The 21,681-nt window shown below is 72.2% G+C and carries 15 protein-coding genes; 14 read left to right on the forward strand and 1 reads right to left on the reverse strand.

The window, feature by feature from the left end:
• Positions 1-52: 52 nt before the first annotated feature.
• The 11 genes from WME79_RS19555 (at position 53) to WME79_RS19605 (ending at position 14,069) form a co-directional block, all read left to right on the forward strand.
• Positions 53-1,021 carry a quinone oxidoreductase family protein gene (locus WME79_RS19555; protein ID WP_437538067.1) on the forward strand — a complete coding sequence of 323 codons (969 nt, stop codon included), beginning with the start codon at positions 53-55 and terminating at the stop codon, positions 1,019-1,021.
• A 201-nt stretch (positions 1,022-1,222) separates the two neighbouring features.
• On the forward strand, positions 1,223-1,582 hold the full coding sequence (locus tag WME79_RS19560) for a glutaredoxin domain-containing protein (RefSeq protein WP_437538069.1): 360 nt from the start codon (positions 1,223-1,225) through the stop codon (positions 1,580-1,582).
• A 260-nt stretch (positions 1,583-1,842) separates the two neighbouring features.
• Positions 1,843-2,763, forward strand: coding sequence for an ABC transporter permease (locus tag WME79_RS19565; RefSeq protein ID WP_437538071.1), 921 nt, complete (start codon positions 1,843-1,845; stop codon positions 2,761-2,763).
• A 2-nt stretch (positions 2,764-2,765) separates the two neighbouring features.
• Complete coding sequence (locus tag WME79_RS19570) at positions 2,766-3,818, forward strand: ABC transporter permease (protein ID WP_437538073.1); 1,053 nt, start codon at positions 2,766-2,768, stop codon at positions 3,816-3,818.
• Positions 3,819-3,863: 45 nt separating this feature from the next.
• Positions 3,864-4,877, forward strand: a complete 1,014-nt coding sequence (locus WME79_RS19575) for an ABC transporter ATP-binding protein (RefSeq protein ID WP_437538075.1) — start codon at positions 3,864-3,866, stop codon at positions 4,875-4,877.
• Positions 4,874-5,890, forward strand: a complete 1,017-nt coding sequence (locus WME79_RS19580; protein WP_437538076.1) for an ABC transporter ATP-binding protein — start codon at positions 4,874-4,876, stop codon at positions 5,888-5,890. The genes WME79_RS19575 and WME79_RS19580 overlap by 4 nt, the downstream gene beginning before the upstream one ends.
• Before the next feature lie 125 nt (positions 5,891-6,015).
• On the forward strand, positions 6,016-7,494 hold the full coding sequence (locus WME79_RS19585; protein WP_437538078.1) for a hypothetical protein: 1,479 nt from the start codon (positions 6,016-6,018) through the stop codon (positions 7,492-7,494).
• Positions 7,495-7,617: 123 nt separating this feature from the next.
• A complete protein-coding gene (locus tag WME79_RS19590) occupies positions 7,618-7,968 on the forward strand; it encodes a BolA family protein (protein ID WP_437538080.1) in 351 nt (116 codons plus the stop codon).
• 13 nt (positions 7,969-7,981) lie between these two features.
• Positions 7,982-8,794, forward strand: a complete 813-nt coding sequence (locus WME79_RS19595; protein ID WP_437538082.1) for a metallophosphoesterase family protein — start codon at positions 7,982-7,984, stop codon at positions 8,792-8,794.
• 303 nt (positions 8,795-9,097) lie between these two features.
• Positions 9,098-11,281 carry a hypothetical protein gene (locus tag WME79_RS19600; protein ID WP_437538084.1) on the forward strand — a complete coding sequence of 728 codons (2,184 nt, stop codon included), beginning with the start codon at positions 9,098-9,100 and terminating at the stop codon, positions 11,279-11,281.
• A 19-nt stretch (positions 11,282-11,300) separates the two neighbouring features.
• A complete protein-coding gene (locus WME79_RS19605) occupies positions 11,301-14,069 on the forward strand; it encodes a hypothetical protein (RefSeq protein WP_437538086.1) in 2,769 nt (922 codons plus the stop codon).
• Between the two features lie 83 nt (positions 14,070-14,152).
• Here the strand turns inward: WME79_RS19605 and WME79_RS19610 are convergent, their stop codons facing one another.
• Positions 14,153-14,533, reverse strand: a complete 381-nt coding sequence (locus tag WME79_RS19610; RefSeq protein WP_437538088.1) for a CBS domain-containing protein — start codon at positions 14,531-14,533, stop codon at positions 14,153-14,155.
• A 749-nt stretch (positions 14,534-15,282) separates the two neighbouring features.
• Here WME79_RS19610 and WME79_RS19615 point away from each other — a divergent pair.
• The 3 genes from WME79_RS19615 to WME79_RS19625 all read left to right on the forward strand — a co-directional run bounded on the left by WME79_RS19615 (position 15,283) and on the right by WME79_RS19625 (position 21,673).
• Positions 15,283-16,110, forward strand: a complete 828-nt coding sequence (locus WME79_RS19615; RefSeq protein ID WP_437538090.1) for a hypothetical protein — start codon at positions 15,283-15,285, stop codon at positions 16,108-16,110.
• A gap of 1 nt (position 16,111) precedes the next feature.
• Positions 16,112-20,341 (forward strand): serine/threonine-protein kinase, encoded by a 4,230-nt coding sequence (locus WME79_RS19620; RefSeq protein WP_437538092.1) that lies wholly within the window; start codon positions 16,112-16,114, stop codon positions 20,339-20,341.
• Between the two features lie 420 nt (positions 20,342-20,761).
• Positions 20,762-21,673 carry an esterase/lipase family protein gene (locus WME79_RS19625; RefSeq protein ID WP_437538094.1) on the forward strand — a complete coding sequence of 304 codons (912 nt, stop codon included), beginning with the start codon at positions 20,762-20,764 and terminating at the stop codon, positions 21,671-21,673.
• Positions 21,674-21,681: the final 8 nt, after the last annotated feature.

Consider the following 21,681-nt stretch of genomic DNA (forward strand, 5'->3'; position numbering starts at 1 on the left):
ATGATCGCGCCGGTCGCTTGACGGCCCAGCGCGGCTCGACAACATGGGCTCCATGCTCGCGATCCGACCGAAAGCCGCAGGCGGCCCCGAGGTGATGAAGCTGGAAGAGCTCCCCACGCCCACGCCGGGTCCGGGGGAAGCCGTGGTCCGCGTCGAGGCCGCGGGGGTGAACTTCATCGACATCTACCAGCGGAGCGGCCAGTACAAGCTGGAGCCGCCCATCCCGCTCGGCCTCGAGGGCGCGGGGCGCGTCGAGGCGGTGGGGCCGTCCGTCACCGAGGTGAGGGAAGGGGACGAGGTCGCGTGGACCGGCGGCCCCGGCTCGTACGCGACCCACGTCCGGATCCCGGCCTCGAAGCTCGTCCCCGTGCCCGAGGGCGTCGGCGCGAGGCGCGCCGCGGCCGCGATGCTCCAGGGCATCACGGCGCAGTACCTCGTGCGCTCCACGTTCCCGCTCGGCCCCGGCCACACGTGCCTCATCCACGCGGCCGCGGGCGGGGTCGGCCTCCTCCTGTGCCAGATGGCGAAGCGGCTCGGCGCGCGCGTGATCGGCACCGTCTCGACCGAGGAGAAGGCGCGCCTCGCGCGAGACGCGGGCGCCGACGAGGTGATCCTGTACACGAAGGCCGATTTCGAGGCCGAGGCGCGCCGGCTCACGGGCGGCGCCGGCGTCCACGTCATCTACGACGGCGTCGGGAGCGACACGTTCGCGAAGGGCCTGGGCGCGCTCCGCCTGCGCGGCACGATGGTGCTCTTCGGCCAGTCGAGCGGGCCGGTGCCCTCGTTCGATCCGCAGATCCTGAACCAGAAGGGGTCGCTCTTCCTCACGCGGCCGAGCCTCGGCCACTACACCACGACGCGCGAGGAGCTGCTCGAGCGCGCCGCCGACGTGCTCGGCGCGATCGGGCGCGGCGAGCTCACGATCTCGATCGGCGCCACGTACCCTCTCGCCGAGGCGGCGGAGGCGCACCGCGCGCTCGCCGGGCGGGCGACGACGGGCAAGGTGCTGCTCATCCCGTAGCGGACGGAATCGTCGCGCGGAAGCGCGATTCGAGCCGTGGAGGAGCTGGGGAGTGAGGCCCCTCTGCGCGCGCTCCGCTGGTTCTCTCGTTCTCTCTCAGGCGTGCAGACGTGCGCTCGACGCGAGCAATCTCTGGCTGATCCGGCCGTTGACCGTGTCGTCTTCGGGCCGGTAGGCTGCCGGCGCGGAGGTGCTCATTCCATGGCTGAACGTTCCACGCTTGCTCCCGAGAAGGTCTCGGACACGGTGAAGTCGCAGATCGCCAACTTTCATCGGTCCATCGTCGATGAGGTCGCGGCGACGGTGAGCCGCGATCAGGTGGTTGTCGTCGGGATGGCCCAGAATCCCTTCGTGAAGAAGGCGCGCCAGCTGCTCGACGGAGCGGGCGTGAAATATACCTACCTGGAGTACGGGAGTTACCTCTCCAGGTGGAAGGAGCGGCTCGCCATCAAGCTCTGGGCTGGCTTTCCGACGTTCCCCATGGTGTTCGTCGCCGGGGTCCTCGAAGGCGGCTACAGGGAGCTCGTGAAGCTCCGCGACGAGGGCAAGCTCAAGGGGTAACCGTGAACAGGCGCGCATGAACGCCGGGCAGAGCGCGCAGGCCGCCTCGACCGCGCCGCGCGACGTGCGACGCGCCGCGCGAAACGCCGCGGCCGACCGGCGGTTCCGTGATATGCGGGAGGTCGCGGCGCGCCCTCGCGGCGGGCGCCGCGCTGACGGAAGGCAGCACGGAGGCACCTCGTGACATCGCTCGGGATCCACGGAAGGCGGCGGGCTGACGAGGCGAACGGCGCGGCTCGACGACCGGGAGGCGGCGCGCCGTGAGCACCTACGCCATCAAGCGGCTGCTCTCCATCATCCCCACGCTCTTCCTCGTCGCCACCCTGGTGTTCGTCCTGGTGCGCATCGTGCCGGGCGGCCCGTTCGACCAGGAGCGGGCCGTGCCCGTCGAGGTCCAGCGGCAGCTCGACGCCAAGTACCACCTGAACGATCCGGTGCTGAAGCAGTATGGCGACTGGCTCCTTGCGCTCGTCACCAAAGGCGACCTGGGCCCGACGTTCAAGTACCCGAACCGCACCGTCAACGAGATCATCGCCCTCAGCCTGCCCGTGTCGATGCAGCTCGGGTGCTGGGCGATGCTCTTCGCCCTCGCGATGGGAATCCCGCTCGGCATCATCGGCGCCATCCGCCAGAACACCTGGAAGGACACGGCGGCCATGGGGGTCGCGATGGTCGGCCTCAGCGTGCCGCGGTACGTGCTCGCCCCGCTGCTCATGCTCGTCTTCTCGCTCAAGCTCTACTGGTTCCCGGTGGCGCGCTGGGAGACGTGGCGGCACATGGTGCTGCCGGTCATCTGCGCCGGGCTCCCGGTCGCGGCCTACATCGCCCGGCTGACGCGCGGCGGGATGCTCGAGGTGATCCGCTCGGATTTCATCCGCACCGCGCGCGCCAAGGGGCTCTCCGAGCGCAAGGTCGTCCTGAAGCACGCGCTCCGGGGCGGGCTGCTCCCGGTCGTGAGCTTCCTCGGCCCCGGCTTCAGCGGCCTGCTCGTCGGCTCCCTCGTCGTCGAGAAGATCTTCAACATCCCCGGCATGGGCCGTTACTTCGTCGAGGCGGCCACGAACCGCGACTACAACCTCGTGATGGGGGTCATGCTCGTCTACGGCTTCCTGCTCATGCTCTTCAACGCGATCGTCGACGTGGCGTACGCCTTCATCGACCCGCGCGTGGAGCTGCGCTGACCATGCTCCACGCCGCCCTCCCGCAGCCCGCCGCCCCCGGCGAACCGCCCGCCGCCCCTGGTGGCGCCGGCGGCGCCGCGCCGGGCCCGGCCGGCCCGCTGCGGCTCGACGCGCTGGAGCAGGGCTCGAGCCTCGGTCGCGACGCGTGGCGGAGGCTCCGAAAGAACCGCGCTGCGGTCGCCTGCGGCGTCCTGCTCGTCGCGATGATCCTCGCCTGCATCCTCGTCCCCGAGCTGTCGAGCTACCGGTACGACAAGGCGGATCTCAAGCTCGGCGCGCAGCCCCCGTCGCTCGCCCACTGGATGGGCACCGACTACTTCGGCCGCGACCTGATGGCCCGCGTCTTCTTCGGCGGGCGCATCTCGTTCGCCGTCGGCATCGTCGCGACGCTCGTGAGCTTCGTCATCGGCGTGAGCTGGGGCGGGATCGCCGGCTACTTCGGCGGCAAGGTCGACGCGATCATGATGCGCATCGTGGACGTGCTCTACACGTTCCCGTTCCTCATCCTCGTCATCCTGTTGATGGTCTTCTTCGCGAACGACCAGACGGTCCTCTACCGCGCCTGGAAGGTCGCGCTCGGCCTCTTCGTCAAGGAGCCGTCGGACCCGAGCTACTTCCCCATCTTCCAGATCGTCGTCGTCTTCGCGGCCCTCGGCGGCATCTCCTGGCTCACGATGGCCCGCATCGTCCGCGGCCAGGTCATCGCGCTGCGCAACCAGCCGTTCATCGAGTCGGCGCGCTCGATCGGCGTCGGGCACGCCGCGCTGATCTTCCGGCACCTCGTGCCGAACGCGGTCGGCCCGATCATCGTCTACACGACGCTCACCATCCCCGAGGTGATGATGACCGAGGCGTTCCTGAGCTTCCTCGGCCTCGGCACGCAGGAGCCGCTGTCGAGCTGGGGCCTGCTCGCGTCCACCGGCGCCGACGCCATGGACCTCTTCCCCTGGCAGCTCATCTTCCCGGCGGCGATGCTCGCGCTCACGCTGATCTGCTTCAACTTCCTCGGCGACGGGCTGCGCGACGCCCTGGATCCTCGCATCCGAAAGGACTGAAGGGCGCCGCGCTCCTCCTCCGGGACGCGCGCACCCGCACGGACCATGCTGCTCGAGGTCAAGAACCTGAAGACCCACTTCTTCACCGAGGAGGGGGTGGTCCGCGCGGTCGATGGCATCTCCTTCAGCCTCGATCGCGGCGAGGTCCTCGGCATCGTCGGCGAGTCCGGCTCGGGCAAGAGCGTGACGAGCCTCTCCCTCCTGCGGCTCATCCCGGACCCGCCGGGCAGGATCGTCGGCGGCCAGATCCTGCTCGAGTCCGAGGGCGGCGTCGTGGAGGACCTCGTGGAGGCGAGCGAGGCGCGGATGGAGCGCGTCCGCGGCGACCGGATCGCGATGATCTTCCAGGACCCGATGACGTCGCTGAACCCTTACCTCCGGGTGAGCGAGCAGCTCATCGAGGTGCTGGAGCTCCACCGCCGGATGGGCCGCGCCGAGGCGCGCCGGCGCAGCGTCGAGATGCTGCAGGCGGTCGGGATCCCCGCGGCGGCGTCGCGGATCGACGACTACCCGCACCAGCTCTCGGGCGGGATGCGGCAGCGCGTGATGATCGCGATGGCGCTCCTGTGCGACCCCGATCTGCTGATCGCCGACGAGCCGACGACGGCGCTCGACGTCACGATCCAGGCGCAGATCCTGGACCTGATCGGGGAGCGGAAGGAGGCGCTCGGCGCGGCCGTCCTCCTCATCACGCACGACCTCGGCGTCGTGGCGAAGATGGCCGATCGCGTCGCGGTCATGTACGCCGGGCGCATCGTCGAGGAGGGCCCCGTCGGCGCCATCTTCCACGCCGCCCGGCACCCGTACACGATCGGCCTGTCGCGCTCGATCCCGCGGCTCGACGACGCGCGCGGCGCGGACCTGGTCCCCATCCCCGGGATGCCGCCCTCGCTCGCCCGCCTGCCGCCAGGCTGCCCGTTCCACCCGCGCTGCGCGCACGCGATCGCGGCGTGCCGGGAGGAGGCGCCGCCGCCGCGCGTCGTCTCGGGCGAAGGCAACAGGAAGGCGCTGCACGTCGTGCGGTGCCACGTCGAGGACGTCGCAGGACGAGCGCCATGACCACCGCCGCAACCCCCCCGCCGCTGCTCTCGGTGCGCGATCTCAAGGTCCACTTCCCGGTGCGCCGCGGCCTGCTCCAGCGGCAGGTCGGCACGGTGCGCGCCGTCGACGGCGTCTCGTTCGACGTCGGCCGCGGCGCGACGCTGGGCCTCGTCGGCGAGTCCGGCTGCGGCAAGTCGACGACGGGCCGGGGCATCCTCCGCCTCGTCCCGCCCACGTCGGGGAGCGTGAAGATCGACGGCCAGGAGATCCTGACGCTCGATCCGGGCGCGCTGCGGAAGGCGCGCCGCGAGATGCAGATGATCTTCCAGGACCCGTACGCGAGCCTGAACCCGCGCATGACGGTCCACGATCTCATCGCCGAGCCGCTCTCCACCCACGGCCTCGTCTCGTCGCGCGACGAGGCGCTCCGCGAGGTGGCGCGCCTCATGGAGCTCGTCGGGCTCTCGCCCTCGTACATGCGGCGCTATCCGCACGAGTTCTCCGGCGGCCAGCGGCAGAGGATCGGCATCGCCCGCGCGCTCGCCCTGAAGCCGAAGCTCGTGATCGCGGACGAGCCGGTCAGCGCGCTCGACGTGAGCATCCAGGCCCAGATCGTCAACCTGCTCGCGTCGCTCCAGCGCGAGCTCTCGCTCACGTACGTGTTCGTCGCGCACGACCTCGCCGTGGTCCGCCACCTGTCAAGCGAGATCGCGGTGATGTACCTCGGCCGGATCGTGGAGCGCGCTCGCCCAGACGAGCTCTTTCGTTCGCCGCAACATCCGTACACGCAGGCCCTGCTGTCGGCGATCCCGATCCCGGATCCCGACGTGGAGCGCACGCGCCGCCGCCTTCCCCTCGTCGGCGAAGTGCCGAGTCCGCTGAACCCGCCGTCAGGGTGCCATTTCCACACACGCTGTCCCTATACGATGGACCGGTGCAGCGCCGAGGCCCCGCCGCTGGAGGAGCGTCGCCCTGGGCACTGGGCCGCATGCCATCTCACCGAGTTGCCCACGGCACCTACGCATCCGTGAGGTGATCCGGCGGCGCGCAGTACCCCACATCGGCTGAGCTCGTTGTCCAGACATGACGTGGAATGTCCGATGACAGGATTTTCCTGACCTCTGGGTGCGGCAGCGGGGTTAGGATCCCTGGACCGATGCCGCGAATCTCTGACGCCACGCTTCGCGCCCAGATCCCGACGGCCCTTCTCATCGGCGGCGATCAGGCGTTGCTCCAGCGCTGCCAGGCGGCGGCGATGGATGTGGGGATCATCGTCAAGGCGTGCCCGGTATCGATGGCCGCCGCGCTCGCGGAAGAGCGTCGGCCGGTGGTCATCGTGGTCACGTCATCGACTTACGCGCTCGCTCCCGAGGCGTTCGAGGAGATCGCGCGCGACGTGGTCAGCACGCTCGTGCGGGTCGACGAAACGATGGTGGAAGACGACCTCGGGGCGTTGCTGGCCACGGCGGCGCGCGAGAGCCGCAAGCAGCGCTCGCGGCAGCTGACGCCCGGTCGCTACTCGATGATGCCGGCGGACGAGAGCGCGTCGGTGCCGCGCTCGGAGCGCTTGACCATCGGGGTGATGAAGGCGGACCCGGCGTCGCGGCGCGACCCCGAGGCGACGCCGCTGCCGCGCTCCGGGCCGCGCAGCGCGGGCGCGCAGGAGCCGCGCAGCGCAGGCGCGCAGGAGCTCGCGTACCGCGAGCGCGTGGCGGCTGCGGTGGCTGCGCAGCGGCCGGAGCGCTCACGCGCAGAGGCGCCGGGGGAGGCGGCGCACCGCCCGCGCGAGGCGCCCGTACCGCGCTCGGAGCGCCTGGGGGTCATGGTGGGGCCGCCCTCGTCGCGTGCGCGCCGTGAGCTGCCCGCTCCGACGCCGCTGCCGCCGCCGCCGCCGGCAGGCCCGGTGGTTGCGCGCCGGGACGTGTCGGTGCCGCCCTCCGCGAGGGGGGGCGCCCACGCGCGGCGGGAGGCGCCGGTGCAGGCATCACCGGCGGCCGGAGCGTACGTGCGGCGGGATACGCCGCTGGCTGGCTCGCATCCGGCCGAGGCATACGCACGGCGGGATACGCCGGTGGCTGGCTCGCAGCAGGCCGGGGCCTACGCGCGGCGGGAGGCGCCGGCGGCGACGTCTGCACGACGAGAGACGTCGGCGCCGCTGTCGCAACAGGCCGTTCCGAGCTCGCGGCAGCAGGCCGGCGTGGCTCCGCGCCGGGATACGCCGGCGGCGCATGCGCTTCCGCGGCAGGTGCCTCCGTCGCCTGCCGCGCAGCGCGACGCGCAGCCGTGGGAGCAGCGTGACGCGCAGCCATGGGAGCAGCGTGACGCGCAGCCGTGGGAGCAGAACATCGGCCCGCAGCCAGGCGCGGCGTCCCCGCAGCGGGAGGTGCTCGCGATGGGCTCGCAGGACGGCGAGTCGCACGGCGGTTATGCCGCGCCACCGCCGAGCTCGCATCGCGCGCCGCCGAGCTCCCATCAGGCGCCGCCGAGCTCGCATCGCGCGCCACCGAGCTCCCATCAGGCGCCACCGAGCTCCCATCAAGCGCCGCCGTCCTCTCGCAGGGCGCAGTTCCACGTCGACATCGCTCTCCTGTTCGATGAGCGAGGTCTGCCGCGCGCCGATCCCCAGGCGAAGTGACGCTCGGCCGGGGCGCGCCGTGCGGCTCATCCGTCGGCGGGGCGCCGGGCGATCCCGTTGTCGGCGAGCGGCCGCGTCCCACGGGTGACCGGCGGCGCGGCGGAGGGTAAGCTTCGCGCGGCCATGACGACAGGGACGAAGCAGGAGTCGATCCACGGCAAGCTCGTTCGCGCGCTCGAGCCCGTGCACATCGAGGTGGAGAACGAGAGCCGCATGCACAGCGTGCCGGTGGGCTCGGAGACGCACTTCAAGGTGCTCGTGGTGAGCGAGGCATTCCGGGGCCTGAGCCCGCTCGATCGCCACCGCCGGGTCAACGAGCTGGTGCGCGAGGAGTTCCGCTCCGGGCTGCACGCCCTGACGATCCGCGCGATGACGCCGGACGAGTGGGAGCGGCAGGGGGGCGCGGACTTCCGCTCTCCCGCGTGCCTGGGCGGCTCCAAGGCGGCGCCGGAGCCCGGCGCCAAGTCGGGCTGAGCGCGAGGCACGCATGGAGCTCGTCGTCGCCCTCGTCTCGGACCTGCACTTCGGCCCGGAGGCATCGTTCGGGGGCAAGCTGCGCAAGCTCACGGGCGAGGCGCCCGCGCTGACCCGCGCCTTCGTGAAGCGGATGAACGAGGTCGCGCGGCCCGATCTCGTCGTGAACCTGGGCGACGACATCGAGGATGAGGGGCCCGAGGCCGATCGGGAGCGCTACGGCGCCTGCATGGCCGCGCTCCGCGGCCTGAAGGCCGAGCTCTTCCACGTCGCCGGCAACCACGACGTGATCCACCTGAGCGAGGCCGAGCTGCTGTCCGCCTGGGGCAGACCCGAGGCGACGCGGCTCCACTACTCCTTCGACCGCGGCGGTTTCCACTTCACGATCCTCCACACGCGCGAGCGCAAGGATCACGACATCTCGCTCGGGCCAGAGCAGCTCGCCTGGCTCGGCGAGGACCTCGCGGCGTCCTCGCTGCCCAAGATCGTGCTGATGCACCACAGCGCGGCCGATCAGGATCTCCGGGGCAACCGCTGGTTCGAGGGGAGCCCGCACATCTGCCTCGTGCGCGAGCGGCGCGCGATGCGGAAGATCTTCGAGGAGCACGGCGTCCTCGCCGTCTTCAACGGCCACCTGCACTGGAACCACCTCGACGTGATCCGCGGCATCCCGTACGTGACGCTCCAGAGCCTGATCGAGAACCTCGACGACGACGCGCCGGGCCGCCCCGCCGCCGCGCACGCGGTCGTGCGGCTCGGTCCGAAGCGCATCGTGGTGGAGATCGAGGGCGCCGAGCGGGCGCGGTACCAGTTCGACCGGCGGTAGGGGGCGGAGCGCGCGCGAGCGGGAAATTCAACAGGGAGGCGGGGAGACGGGGAGTAGAATCCCACCAATCTCCCCGTCTCCCCGCCTCCCTGTGAATTTTTTCGAGAAATTCGAGGGGATGCTTCCGCTGGCGCCCACCGATTCGGCGGATGTCGTGAACACGGCGCGTCGCCGGCCGGATCGGGAATCGGCCGAGAACTCCGCGCCAATGCCCGGTTCCGATCGTCGGTTTCAGGCGTGCGTCGGCTCGGAACCCCAATTGACACGTCGTTCCGGGGCACTCTAGCGTTGTTCACGACCGTCATGCGTCGCAACAACTCACGCCTCCGCCCCGCTCTCCTCCTCGCTCTCGCCTTGTTCGGCGCCGATTGCGGTGACGATGCCATCTGTTCGCCAGGCGCCCTGTCCGCCTGTTTCCTCGCCGACGGGTCGCTCGGCGCGCAGCAGTGCAACGCGGATGGCACCGCGTTCGGCGCGTGTGCCCCCGTGGCGAGCGGGTCTCGACGAGGGTGCGATCACCTCGACGAAGCGTGCTGCCCCGCGCTCCCCGCCGAGCTCGTCGCGGGCTGCCACACCGCCGCGAGCCAGGAGAATGACGCCGCGTGCGATGATTTCCTCGCGAGCGCCAACGCGGTCGATCTCTGCACGGGAGGGCCCGGGGAGGGTGGGGCGCCGGTGGTCCCCTATGGCCCGAGCTGCGCCGGCCTGCTCGACGCGTGCTGCGCGGCGCTGCCGGCGCAGCTCAGGGAAGCGTGCCACGCGACCGGATTCCGGGGCAACGAGCAGCTGTGTCACCAGTTCCTGGAGAGCGACGCCAAGGACAACGGCTTTTGCGCCGACGTCGACCCCGCGGCCGAGAGCTGCGGTTACCTGTCGGAGCGGTGCTGTCCCTCGCTCCCCGAGGGGGCGCGCGAGCGCTGCGCCGCCCTCGCGGGGGAGGCCGACGCGGCGCGGTGCCTCGACTACCTCGGCGGCGCAGCGGACGCGGGCCGCTGTCCGAGGCTCGCCCCGGACGAGCCGTTCAGCGCGGCCCCGTGCGATGCGCTGCTCGATACCTGCTGCGCGACGCTCGATCCGGAGCTCGCGTATCAGTGCGATCTGGCGGCGATGTCCGGCGTCCATGCCCGCTGCGAGGCGTTCAGCAGCTCGATCCGCGCGTTCGGCCTCTGCCTCGACAGCGACGGCGCGGGGGGCGGCGGGGGCGACTGCGGGGACACGTCGAGCGACGTGGACAACTGCGGATTCTGCGGCAACGTCTGCGGCGACCAGCACGCGACGCCCTCGTGCGCGGCTGGCAGGTGCTCGCTCGCGTGCGACCTCGGCCACGCCGACTGCGACGGCGAGCCTGCGAACGGCTGCGAGGCGGACGTCGAAGGCGACGCGGACAACTGCGGGGCCTGCGGCAACACCTGCAGCGCGCTCCACGCCGCCGCCACCTGCGTCGCGGGCGCCTGCGAGGTCGCGTGCGACGCCGGGTACGCGGACTGCGACGGGGACGCCTTCACCGGCTGCGAGGTCGCGCTCGCCTCGGACCCGTTCAACTGCGGCGCGTGCGGCAACGACTGCGCGGGCGGCCTCTGCGACGCCGGGGAGTGCGCCCCGGGCGCCACGTCGCTCGCCTCGGGCCTCGCGGTGCCGTCGGCCCTCGTCCTCGACAACAGCGCCCTTTACCTGGTCGGCTTCCAGCACGCCGGCGGCATCGCCGTCCGCATCGACAAGCTCTCCGGCGGCGCGACGTGCCTCGCCAACGGGGCTCCTCCCGGGGTCGTGGGCTGCAGCGCCGACCGCTTCGAGGACATCGCCCTCCTCGGCGCCGACGCCATCGTCACCGGGGCATCCGGCGTGCTCCGGTACCCCTTGTCCGGCGGCGCCGCGATCCCCCTCACCACCGCGATCCCCGACCCCTGGGCCGTCGTCACCGACGGCAGCGAGGCCTGGTTCACCTCGCTCTCTCAGGGCGGGATCTACCGCGTCGACGCCCTCACGAGCGGACAGAGCGCGCAGGAGATCACCGGCGTGTTCTCCGAGCCCGGGGGCGCGCTCGCGAGCGACGCAGAGCACCTCTACTGGTCCCGGACCGACGGCACCGTCGTGAAGCTCCGCAAGGACGGCACCGAGCGGCGCCAGATCGCGTCCGGACAGGTGGTGGACACGACCAACCTCACGCCTCACTATCTCGCCGTCGACGCTGAACACCTCTTCTGGAGCAGCCCGAACGGGTTCGTGTTCCGGCTCGCCAAGGACGGCGCCGACCTCACGGTGCTCGCCGACGACCAGCCGAGCCCCGCCGGGATCGCCGTCGATCCCGGCGATGGCGGCGCTGTCTACTGGGCCAACCGTGTCGGCTCGATCCGCAAGGTCCCGAAGGCCGGCGGCGCCGTGACGACGCTCGCCGTGGGCCAGCTCGACGCGATCGCGATCGCCGTCGACGAGGCGTTCGTCTACTGGGCGACCCGGGCGGGGGACGTCCGCAAGATCGCGAAGTGAGCTGAAGAGCAGCCGGGAGATGCAGCGCATGCATGATCGCGTCGAGGGCAGTCCATCGCACCGAAGCGCTCTCTCGAGCCGCCTCCGGCGTGTGCCGGCTGTGCGCCTCCTCGGGACGCTCGCCGTGCTGCTCGCCGCCGGGGTGGTGGCCGGTATGGGCTGCGGCCAGGAACCGCCCCCGCCCGCCGTCGCGGCGCCGCCGCTCGGCGCGCAGGCGAACGACGACGCGTGCGCGTGCAGCGACGGCTTCTATTACAACGGCCAGGCGATCCCGATCGAGGACACCCGGTGTGACAGCTTCGTGTGCGGGCGCGACCTCATCGCCTATCACTGCGTCGACCTCGGCGCGAACGACAACTGGCGCAGCTTCCCGGGGAACAGGTGCGGTGATCTCTCCTGTCCTGGCGCAGGGACCTTCTGCGGCGCGGACGTCGTGAACGGCGAGCCCGCGGCCGTGTACCAGTGCGCGGGCGCGGGCCAGATCCCGCTCGAGTGGACGATCTGCGAGGGGGGCTGCCGCCGCGGGGCGTGCACCGACGCCGCGACGAGCGAGTGCCCGTGCGAGATACCGCCCGTGGCCGGCGGCGAGCACATCCCGCGCACCTGCGGGCAACGCGTGTGTTTCCCGACCGGCGCTGGCAGCGACGGGGTGAAGATGGTGTGCACCGCGGACGGGTGGCAGAGCCTGGGGCTCTCGTGCACGCAGCGCGCGGGCACCTGCAACGCCTGCCGCGGCGTGCAGGACAGCTTCGACAACGAGGTCACCACGACCGCGTGCGGCGAGACGATCTGCGGCCTCGGCCACGGCAACCGCAGCGAATGGATCTGCGGCGAAGAGGGGTGGCTCGACCTCAATCGCCCCTGCGAGCCGGGCAAGCCGGAGGAGGAGGGCGCGGAGTTCGGCCGCTGCCCGGAGCAGTTCCAGGACAAGGACGGGACATGGAAGTCGGTCGAGCAAGGCCAGACCTTCTGCGGCGATCAGGTCTTTCGCAGCCCCTGGAACAACGACCTGGCGAGGAGCTTTGGAGAGCCCTTGATCAAGATCAAGGGAAAGGCGACGCAGCTCTTCGCCTGCCCCGGGCCGGGCGCCCGCCCTGTGCCTTACCGGGAATGCTCCGCGCTCGGCGGCTCCGGCGAGTGCAAGCCCGTGCGGGAGCTGCCGACCATGCACTACCACGAGGTCACCGGTTCGCAGCCCCAGGACGGCGCCAAGACGATCCGCGACTGGGACCGCTGCGACGAGGCGTGCCCCACGGTCACCGACGCGGTGTACACGAGGGTGGGGCCGGACGGCAACCGCTTCTGCCGCCATCTGTTCTGCGGTCAACACGGGATCACCGGCCGCGTCGGGACCTTGTACCAGTGCGACTACGACGATTGGACGTACTGTCCGCCGTCGGCGGAGTCCACGCGCGCCGTCGTGGGCCGTCCGGTTCCCTACGAGGAGTGCTCTGAGGCGTGCCTTCCGCGCGACGCCAGGGGGCATCACGACGTGTGCGATTCCTCCGTGGATCCTCAGGAGCCGTTCGGGATCCCGGATCCGGCGCCGGAGCCGAGCCCCTCGTCGCGCTGCGACGCCATCCTCGATTACCAGGGGAACGAGGTCCCTCCGTCGTCCCGGCGGCGGGGCGCGAGCGTCTGCGGCCGCGGCGGGCAGGTGTTCGAGTGCCGCGATCGGCAGCTCTACCGCCCCGACGGCTGGCACGCCACGGGGATCTCGTGCGGCACCGCGTGCGGGATCTGCGGCCCGGATCCGTACGGGGCCCAGAGCTCGTTCTGCAGATCGATCGCGGAGTTCTTCGGCAACACGTGCAGCGACATCACCGCTGACCCGGACGCGATCCTGTGCAACAACAGCGATGACGTCCTCCTGAACGACCCTGCCTACTGCGGCCACAACCCCGGCCTGCACGCCGCGGGCGACCCATGGATGCTCTACACCTGCAAGGCGTACTGCGAGCGCGAGGACGGCGCGACGACGCGCTGGGTGCCGTGCGAGGGGCGTGAAGGCGACGGCCAGAACAGGCGAGAGAGGACGCGCGTCTACCGCTTCGACCACGCGACCTACTGCCCGCTGGGGTGCAGGATCAACGAGAGGGTGAACGACGCGTGCATCGCGCCCACGGGGAACCTCCAGTTCCCGTTCCCCGACCACAAGATGATCCAGAACATAGGCCACAAGCCGGGCTGGAATGATGGCCGGCACCTCGGAGAGGACATCGGCAAGGCGAGCGGCCGGACGGAGGGCACCTACGTCTTCCCGATCGCCCCTGGCAAGCTCCTCCGGGCCGGCATCAACTGCTCGCAGTACCTGGGCATCGCGCTCGTCGAGCACCGCTTCTTGGAGAACGGCGAGGAGAAGCGGTTCTGCTCGTTCTACGGGCACCTCGACGTGGATGAGCTGGCGATGACCCTCGTGGGACAGGACATCGGCACCGACACGCCGCTCGGGAAGATCGCCTATTGGGACGACATCCCGAGGCAACACAACCTCTATTGCGACACCAAGTGGACGGAGTGCCCGGCGGAGGACAGCTTCCCCTGCGATCCGGGCAATTCGCACCTGCACTACGCGGTGCTGTCCCACGCCGAGTGCGCGCGCTTCGACGACGGGGGCGGCGCGCCGCCCGGGTACGACGAGTGCAACACCGCGTCGGCGGTCGGGTACCTCGACACGGAGACGCGGATCGAGTCCTATACCGCGCTCGACGGGACATGCACGATCCCCATCTCGAGCCCCGACGGGTACATCTCCCCGGAGTGGTTCGTGACCTCTCGTCTACATTGATCCACTGCCCGCGCCAGCGTCGTGCGCCCGGCGGGGAGGCGTCCTCGGCTTGACCGGCGCCTCGCGCTGGCAGGCGCGCGTCGTCAGGCGGTGCTCGGCGGGAGCGGCATCACGCACTCCACGAAATAGCGCAGGATGTCCTGCGGGGTGATGATCCCGACGAGGCGCCCCTCGCGCACCACCGGCAGATGGTGGATCCGGTTCGCGCGCAGCAGGGTCATCACCTCGTCCGTGGGCATGAACTCGTCCACGCAGATGGGCGGGGTGCTCATCACGTCCGCGGCCGTCATGCCCGCGTACTCCTTGCGCAGGAGCACGCCCAGGAGATCCGTCTCGCTGACGAACCCGACGATGTGGTGCCCCCCGTCGATGACCGGCGCGCCGCTCAGGTGATGGTTGGCGAACAGCTGCAGCATGTCGATGACCGGCGTGCCCTGCTCCAAAGCGATAACGCGCTCGGTCATCAGATTGCGCGCATGGCCCTTCATGGTTCGGGCATGTAATGATCAACACGCAGCGACGTCAAGGGCGCCGACGCACCGCGCCGAGCAGCCCGTCCAGCCGCCGTCCTTCGCCCAACGCCCACGCCCGACGCCCCGCCCTCCGTCGCGCGACCGCTGCGGACGCAACACATCGGCCGGCACGGACGACCTCGGCGCCCCCTGAGCTCCCCCGGCGGCCAGCGGGCCCGCCGGGGGAGCTCAGGGAGTCGACGGCGGGGCCCGGGAGGCGCATGCCCATGCCGTCGTCCGCTCGGATGGATCGAGCCCGCCGAGCGCCTTTCCGGGCGCCTCCCGGCGAGGAGGTTGGCTGTCAGCAACAGGCCATCGTGTCGCCACCATCGCACTTCGACCGCACGCCATCGCTCCTCCGTCCCCGGTGCCAGCATCGCTGTCCATGATGCCTTGGACAGAGCAGGAGTCTCACGGCGACAGCGTCAACAGACCGATCGCACCGCGACACAAAAAAAGAGACCATTGCGTGCGCGTCGGTCTTTGCCCGGCGGGGTATCGGTGACATCTTTCCATTTGTCTCTGCAGCGGAGATGGCCCCATCGGCCGCTCCGACTCGTGGGCTTCTTCGCGGCTCGTGTATCTGAACAAGATCACGCACCGGTGTTCGATGCGCGCACCCCGTGGCCCGCGCCTCGGCGCCGGTCGTTTCGGGAGCTCGTGGGCCATGCGCTCATGGGCATCCCAGGGGGGCCTTATCCATGGAGCATTCGCCGAAGCTAGCTGCACTCCTCCTGGCCATCGTCGCGCTCTTCGCGAGCGCGTGCGCGGTGGCGCTCGATCCGGACGCTCCGGCCGAGGACGCCGGGGACGCCGCGTCCCAGGCCGCCCAGACGGCGAACGCGCTGACGTCGAACGCGCTGACGTCGAACGCGTTGACGTCGAACGCGCTGACGTCGAAGGCGCTGATGTCGAACGCGCTCACGGCCGAGGCGCTCTCGGGCCACCCGCTCACGGCCGAGGCGCTCCGCGACCCGGCCGCGCGCACCCTGCTGAAGTACGTCGCGGGCTGCGCGCTGCCCGAGGGAGAAGGCTTCACCGTCGCCGTCGACGACGACGAGTTCTCCTTCCGAGGGGAGCTCGGCCTCGCGGCGAGCTGGGGCGAGGAGGGCGGCGCCTGCGACGAAGCGTGCCGCTCCTGGGTCAGCGGCTGCGTCCTCGCCCGCGTCAATTACCTCGGGCACAGGGTGAACATCTCCGTCCGCGGAGATCGCGAGGAGCTCCAGGCCGGCAAGGTCGAGCGCGCGGACTACCCGAGGCGCGAGGCCACCTACTACGGCAACATCTTCGCGCCGCAGCGCCGCTACCACGCGTGCCTCCCTCCCGAGCCTTCGTCGCTCGCGCGCGCCTGCGGGCCTTCGCTCGAGACGTGCGCGATCCAGGTCGCCGGCTCGTGCGACAGCCTGTGCGACGAGCCGGACAGCGACGGAAGCTTCCCGAACTGCCGCGGCAAGGTCCGCACCAGCTCGGGCAAGCTCGTCGTCGAGAGGACGCCGAACCTCGGCTCGGTCACCGTGTTCCTGCGCTGACGTGGGCCACGCGGAGATCATCGCGGGGCGCTTCGTCGTCGAGGGCGAGGCCGCCTCCGGAGGGATGGGCACCGTCTACAAGGCGTACGACCGCCTCGGCGGCGCGGCGGTCGCCCTCAAGATCGTCCGGCTGAGGAACGAGATCCAGATCGAGCGGTTCGAGCGGGAGGCCGCCCTCCTCGCCGCGCTCGTCCACCCGGGCATCGTGCGCTACGTCGCGCACGGCAGCACCCCGGAAGGCGATCGCTACCTCGCCATGGAGTGGCTCGACGGCGAGGACCTCGCCGCCCGCCTCGCGCGCCGCGTCCTGCCGGCGAGCGAGGGGCTGTTGCTCGTGCGCCGGGCCGCCGACGCCCTCGCGTTTGCGCACGCGCGCGGCATCGTCCACCGCGATATCAAGCCGAGCAACCTCTTCCTCCCGGGCGGGGACGCCGGGCGGGTCAAGCTCGTCGACTTCGGCATCGCGCGCCCCAGCAGCGACGCGGGGCGCGTCACCGTCACCGGCGGTGTCCTCGGCACGCCGGGGTACATGGCCCCGGAGCAGGTCGAGGCGCACGGCGTGCCCGACCCGCGCAGCGACGTGTTCTCCCTCGGGTGCGTCCTCTTCGAGTGCCTCGCCGGCCAGCCCGCCTTCGCGAGCGCGAGCCCGATGGCCGCGCTCAGCAGGGTGCTGCTGATGAACCCGCCCCGCCTCCGCGACGTCCGCGCGGACGCGCCCGCGCCGCTCGACGAGCTCGTCGCGCGCATGCTCTCCAGGCAGCCCGGCGACCGCCCGCGCGACGGCGCCGAGGTCGCGGCCGAGCTCGACCGGATCGCCGCGGTGCGGGGCGCGTGGACCGCGCCGCCCGACGCGCCGACGCTCGCGGGCGGCGCAGACGCGCCGGCCCACGGCCTCGCCCCGCGCGACCGCGCCGCCCTCACCCTGGGCGAGCAGCGCGTCGTGAGCCTCGTCTTGCTCGGCGAGCCCGGCCACAGCGCAGCCCGGGCGCCGCAGCCCGCCGCGCAGACCCAGGAGGCCCCTGGCGAGCCGCCGGCCTCGCGCAGGTCGGAGCCGCCCGGCTCGCGCAGGTCGCAGCTGCCGCCCGGCTCGCGCAGGTCGCAGCTGCCGCCCGGATCGAGCAGGTCGCAGCCGTCCACGTCGAGCGCGCGGGCCGCGGAGATCCGCTCGCTCGTCGAGCTCCACGGCGGCAGGCTCACGCAGCTCGTCCCGGGCGTGGAGGTCGTCATGATGTCCGGCCCCGGCAGCGCCGTGGATCGCGCCGAGCGCGCCGCCCAGTGCGCGCTCGCCCTCCGCACCGAGCTTCCGGCCGCGCCGCTCTGCGTCATCACGGGGCGGGGCGTCTTCTCCGCCGGCCTCGCCGAGGGCGACGTGATCGACCGCGGCCTCGCCGAGCTCCGCGCGGCGCTCGATGAGCGTGAGGTGCGCGCGGTGCGCATCGACGGCGCGACCGCCGACATGCTCGGCCCGCGCTTCATCGTCGCGCACGCTGTCCCCTCGACGACCCCCGCCCCCTCGACGCCGGGCGAGCCGCTCTTCCTCTACGGCGAGCGCGTCGTGGACGAGATCGCCCCCGCCTTGCTGGGGAAGCGCACGCCGTGCGTCGGCCGCGCCCGCGAGCTCTCGATGCTCCACGGCGTGCTCGCCGGATGCATCTCCGAGTCGCTCGCGAGCGCGGTGCTCGTCCTCGGGCCGCCCGGCGCCGGCAAGTCCCGGCTCCGCCTGGAGCTCTTCGCCGCCCTGCGGCAGCGGGACGAGCCGATCGAGATCCTCTGGGGCCGCGCCGACTCGGGCTCTCCCGGCTCGCCGTTCGGCATGATCGCGGACGTGCTCTGCCGGGCCGCCGGCCTCCGCGCGCGCGACCCGGCGTGGGCGCGGCAGCGCAAGCTGAAGCAGCGGCTCGGGCGCCACCTGGGCGGCCCGGCGCTCGATCGCGCCGCGGCGTTCCTCGGCGAGATCTCCGGCGCGCCGTCGCCGGAGCACGCCCGCATGGTGCGGGCGGCGCGCCAGAGCGCCACCGGCATGAGCGACGGCGTGGGGGCCGCCTGGGAGGACTGGCTCGCCGCCGAGTGCGCCGCGCGCCCCGTGCTCCTCGCGCTCGAGGACCTGCACTGGGGCGACGCCGCCACCGTGCGCCTGCTCGACGCGACGCTGCGGAACCTCCGCGAGCTCCCGCTCATGCTGCTCGCGCTCGCGCGCCCGGACGTCCACCGGCTGTTCCCGAGCCTGTGGGCCGAGCGCGAGGTGCAGACGATCAAGCTCGGCCCGCTGCCGCGCCGCGCGAGCGCGGAGCTCGTGCGCGCCGCGCTCGGCGAGCCCGTGACCGAGGGCGTGGTCGCGCACCTCGTCGAGCGCGCCGGCGGCAACCCGTTCTACCTGGAAGAGCTCATCCGCGCGGTCGCGAGCGGCAAGGAGGAGCTCCTGCCCGACTCGGTGCTCGGCACGGTGGAGGCGCGGCTCGACGCCGAGGGCAACGAGGGCAAGCGCGTGCTCCGGGCGGCCAGCATCTTCGGCGATCGCTTCTCGAAGCGCGGCGTCGCGGCGCTGCTCGGCGGCGAGGAGCGGCTCGCCGACGTGGAGGCCTGGCTGACGGCGCTCGCCGACCGCGAGCTCGTCGCGCCGGCCTCCGCGTCGGCGGGCCTCGCCGACGCCGTCGACTACGTCTTCCGCCACACGCTCGTCCGCGAGGCCGCGTACGCCATGCTGACCGAGCGCGATCGCGCCCTCGGCCACCGGCTCGCGGGCGCGTGGCTCGAGCGGAGCGCCTCCGCCGATCCACGGGGCGTGGCCGAGCACTTCCGCCGCGGCGGAGAGCCCGGCCGCGCGGTGCGCTGGTACCGCCGCGCGGCCGAGCAGTCGCTCGAGGCGAACGACCTGCGCGCCGCGATCGAGCGCGCCGCGTGCGGCGAGGCGTGCGGCGCCGAGGGCGAGGATCTCGGCGCGCTCCGGCTGGTCGCGGCCGAGGTCAACGTCTGGACGGGCGACCTCGCGGCGGCCGAGGAGCTGGGCGCGTCCGCGGCCGAGCTGCTCCCCGCCGGCTGCGCCGGGTGGTTCCGGGCGGTCACCCAGATCGCCGCCGCTGCCGGGAAGCTAGGCGCGGTCGACCGCGTGGCGCGGTGGGCTGCCGTCGCCGAGGGGATGTCCGCGGCTACGGTGGGACCGCCGTCCTGCGCGCCCCCCGCGCCGCCCTCCGCAGCGCAGGCGGGGGTACCCTCCGCGGCGCAGGCGGGGGTACCCTCCGCGGCGCAGGCGGGGCCGCTCTCCGCCGCGTCCGGGGCGCTGTCCTCCGGCGCGGCTGCGCTGCGCCGCGCCCGCATCGCGTGCTTCTGCGAGTGCGGCGCGCAGCTCGTCTTCGGCGGCCGCTACGCCGAGGCCGACGCGCTGCTCGCGCGCATCGACGAGGACCTCCGCGCGCCTCCGCCGCCGGACGCCGAGCTCGTCGCGATGGCGCAGCAGCTCCGGGCGATCCGCGCCTCGGCCGGCGGCGATCCCGAGGCGTGCCTCGAGGGCCTGGAGGCGGCGCTCGCGGCCTTCGAGCAGGCCGGGGACAGGCGCAGCGCGTGCGTGATCGGCGCGAACCTCGGCTTCATCTACGCCGAGCTCGGCGAGCTCGGGGCGGCCGAGTCCGTCCTGCGCGCCGCCCTGGAGGCCGCCGACCGGATGGGGCTGCGCGAGCTCGAGACGGTGGCGCTGCACAACCTCGGTCACGCGCTCGGGCAGCTCGGCAAGCTCGACGAGGCGCAGCTCGTCGAGCGGCGCGCGGTGGAGGCGTTCCAGCAGCGGGGCGACCTCCGCATGGAGGGCGTGGCGCGGACCTACCTCGCGAAGATCGCGCTCCTCTCCGGCGACGCCGCGACCGCCGAGCGGGAGGCGCGCGCGGCCGAGGCGGCGCTGCACGTGGCCCCCCGGCTGCGCGCGGCCGCCGTGGCGGTGCGCGCGCGGGCGCTGCTCGCCGCGGGCGAGGTCGCGGCGGCGCTCGGCGCGGCGCGGGCGGCGTTCGGCGAGCTCGCGGCGCTCGGATCCCTGGAAGAAGGGGAGTCGCTCGTGCGGCTCGCCTACGCCGAGGCGCTCGCGGCGTCCGGCGCCCACGGCGAGGCCTCCGCGGTGCTCTCGGAGGCCAGGGAGCTCCTGCTCGCGCGGGCGCGGCGGATCGCGGACCCGCGGCGGCGCGAGCGGTTCCTGACGGCGGTGCCCGAGAACGCGCGCATCGTCCTCGGCGCCACGGCGACCTAGCCGCCCCGAGGGCGCGCGCCCTCCGCCTCGTCCGTCCGCGTGTCCCGGCCCCCGCGCCGCGATATGGGCGGCTCTGCGCCCCTGCGCTGATGGCCTGTCGCGCCGCCTGGACCAACGTGAGCCGTGAAGGGGAGGACACCGGCCTGCCGATTGTCCAGGTTACGCGAGGTGCTTGTTGCGCTGAGAGCCTGTGAGTTCTGCTTGATTCGAATTAAACAAATACTCTATCAGAGGTGACAGGTGATCAGACGAGCTCATTCCTCCAGCACGCGCGCTGCAATCCCAACCGCCGTCACACCCGCTCGAAATCAGGAGAGAGTCGAGAGAAAACGATGGGCCGGGCGCCGAATGTGGATTGACGCATTGCGGTGCACGGCGGGAGCTGTCGTGGTGCTGCTCTCGCCAGGATGCGTCGCGTCGATGGACGAGCCGGCGGACGCGGAGCGCGCCGAGGTCGGCGAGGGCGCGCTGGCGATGAAGAGCTATGCGCAGACGCGGTATCCGATCGTGCTCTGTCACGGGATGGCCGGCTTCAAGGCGATGTTCGGTGTGATCGACTACTTCGGTGGGATCGCGTCGGCGCTGCGCTCCGGCGGAGCGGAGGTGTATGCCACCGAGGTGCCCCAGTTCGACAGCACCGAGGCGCGGGGGGAGGCGCTGCTCGCGCAGATCGAGGATATCGTCGCGCGCACCGGGAGCGGGAAGGTCAACCTGGTCGGGCACAGCCATGGCGGGCTCGACGCCCGGTATGTCGCCGCGGTGCGGCCGGATCTCATTGCCTCGGTGACCACCATCGGGTCTCCGCATCAGGGGGCCGAGCTCGCCAGTTTCCTCCAGGAGAACCTGCGGGAGGGCGGGTTCGCGGAGGGGGCGCTCTCGTTCCTCGCCAACGGCCTCGGCGCGGTGCTCAGCCTGCTCAGCGGGCACACGGCGCCTCAGGACGCGATCGCCGCCGTCAGATCGCTGTCCGCCGCCGGGATGCGCGAGTTCAACGCGCGTTACCCGGCCGGGCTGCCCGACGGCCGGTGCGGGCAGGGCCCCGCCGAGGAGGGCGGCGTGCGCTTCTTCTCGTGGTCGGGGACATCGATCGTCACGAGCCTCATCGATCCGACAGACCTGACGCTCGGGCTCATCTCCAAGCTGTATTCGGAGTCGAACGACGGGATGGTGGGCAGGTGCAGCTCCCATTTCGGAGAGGTTGTCCGCGACGATTATGCGATGAACCACCTCGACGAGGTCAATCAGCTCTTCGGGTTTATCAACCTGTCTGGCCCGAACCCGAAGTCCGTGTTCCGGTCGCACGCGAGCCGGCTGAAGGCCGTCGGCCTCTAGCGTCCTGA

This window comes from Sorangium sp. So ce726 (genome assembly GCF_051521405.1).
Lineage (GTDB): Bacteria > Myxococcota_A > Polyangia > Polyangiales > Polyangiaceae > Sorangium.